Source organism: Kitasatospora sp. NPDC088134 (assembly GCF_044741705.1).
In the GTDB taxonomy this organism is placed as follows: domain Bacteria; phylum Actinomycetota; class Actinomycetes; order Streptomycetales; family Streptomycetaceae; genus Kitasatospora.
The window spans coordinates 1-2174 of record NZ_JBIUTD010000057.1; the positions used below are offsets into that span (position 1 = coordinate 1).

Genomic DNA, 2174 nt, shown 5'->3' on the forward strand with positions numbered 1-2174 from the left:
CGTAGTGAGGTCGGTCCGGGGCGCCCTGCCGACGTTGCCGTCGGTGGGTTTCCCCGAACCGCCTCCCGAACCCGCCGTGCGCCTCACAACGCAACGGGCTCTCCACAAGCCCCGGCAGGCGTCCTTCGATTCCTCAGCCTGTGGCTGGCCACGGCCCTGGGATTGCTGCGCCCCGGTAGGGATAGCGCGTGGTGGCTACCTTCGCGGGGTCGAACAACTCTCCTCGTTCGGTGACCGGCCACCATCCACCACGGCAGTAGATGCGGCGGATGGTCTTCCAGTTGGCTTTGAAGTGCTTGCGCCTCGCCCAGCGGAACACCGTCTCCCACGTGTAGTGGGACAGGTACTGGAACGTTGCACTCGACACTCCGGGCCGGAAGTAGGCGCACCAGCCCCGCAGCACGGGGTTGAGCTCGCGCAGCAGTGCGGGCAGCGGCAGGTTGGCGCTCCTGCGGCAGATCGTCTTGACCTTGTCCATCACCGAATGCAGAGCCTTCTTGGACGGGTAGGTGTAGACGTACTGCCTGTTGGTCCCTCGTTTGGTGTGGCGCTGGATGCGCCATCCCAGGAAGTCGAAGCCCTCGTCAATGTGGGTGATCTTCGTCTTCTCCGCCGACAGGCGCAGGCCCATCGGCGCGAGCACCTCGGCCACCTCGGCGCGCAGGCCGTCCGCGTGCTCGCGGTTGCCCGCGACCATGACCAGGAAGTCATCGGCGTACCGGACCAGCCGGAAGTTCGCCTTTCCCTGGCGTTTGCGTTTGGCCCGCTCGCCTTGGGTGGAGTTCGGTCCTCCCGGGGCCTGGTCCACGTACTCGTCCAGGACACCCAGAGCGACGTTCGCCAACAGCGGCGACAGGATCCCTCCTTGCGGGGTGCCAGTGCTGGTGTCCTTCATCGAGCCGTCCTCGGAGAGGATGCCCGCCTTCAGGAACGCCTTCACCAGGTCCAGCACGCGCTTGTCCCCGACACGTCGGCGCACGCGGTCCATCAGGGCCGTGTGGTCGATGTTGTCGAAGCACGCCTCGATGTCGCCCTCCACCGCCCACTCGTAAAAGTGGGCGGCGAAGAAGCGGGTCTCGGCGACGGCGTCATGGGCCCGGCGCTTCGGACGGAACCCGTAGGAGCACGGGAGGAAATCCGCTTCGAAGATCGGCTCCAGCACCAGCTTCAGGGATGCCTGCACCACCCGGTCCGTCACGGTCGGGATGCCCAGGCGGCGGAGCTTGCCGTTCGCCTTCGGGATCATCCGTTCCCGCACCGGAACCGGACGGAAGCCGCGGCTCTTGATCAGCAGCCGCAGCCGGTCGAGGAACACCTCGGCCCCAGGCCCCGATTCGACCGCCGAAGCGGTCCGGCCGTCGATCCCGGCCGTTCGGGCTCCCCTGTTGCTTCGCACCCGGTCCCACGCCACCAACAGGAAGGCGGGATCGGCCACGAGGTTGAACAGGTCGTCGAACCTGTGATGAGGATCGTCGGTTGCCCAACGGTGCAGTTTGGTCTGGATCTCCAGTACCCGGCGCTCGGCCTTGAACAAGGCCCAGTCCAGTTCGTCGGTATTCACCCACGCCCTCCCGGCATTCCAGCATCCTCCCTGCAGACTTGCTGGCCCCCTTCGCCATGTACGCGGTTTTCCCGCGCTCGGACTACTACGGAGCCTCCGCCCCGCTCCACAGCCATCAGTCGGCGACGGACCTGCCCTCGGTTCCGGACTGGCGGTCCGGACAAGGGCAACCATGAAGCGGTTCCCACGTTCACTGCACAACCGTTCGACCAGGGCGGCACCCGGCTTTACCCCGGCAGCATCGCCACACCTACGCCGCAGACATTCGGCGTGGCCTCCACAACGGGCGAACTGATCCCTCTGTGGAGTCGGCCCCTCACCTGGAAAGGGGACCGCGCACTGCACACCGGCCCAAATCCACCAGGTTCGAGCCGGCACAAGGCTTACGGGGCGTCAGACGCCGGTTCACTCACGTTGTACCTTCTGGTCTCGCTAGCCGGACCCGCACCGTCTGGTGGTGCCGACACGTCCCGGCGTTGTCGGGGCTGCTTCCCGCCCTCACCGGCATCCCCCGGATCAGACTGCCCCCAGCTTCTACGCGACTGCTGCGACAGCCACGCGATGAAGGTCTCCCACCTCCATACGGTTGTTCAGCGCCTCGTGGCGCACCCAG

1 protein-coding gene is annotated in these 2174 nt (G+C 66.6%); it reads right to left on the reverse strand.

The annotated features are described in order from the left end of the window. Positions 1 to 133: 133 nt before the first annotated feature. Positions 134 to 1561, reverse strand: coding sequence for a group II intron reverse transcriptase/maturase (gene ltrA / locus ACIOHG_RS37720; RefSeq protein ID WP_400958177.1), 1428 nt, complete (start codon positions 1559 to 1561; stop codon positions 134 to 136). Positions 1562 to 2174 lie beyond the last annotated feature (613 nt).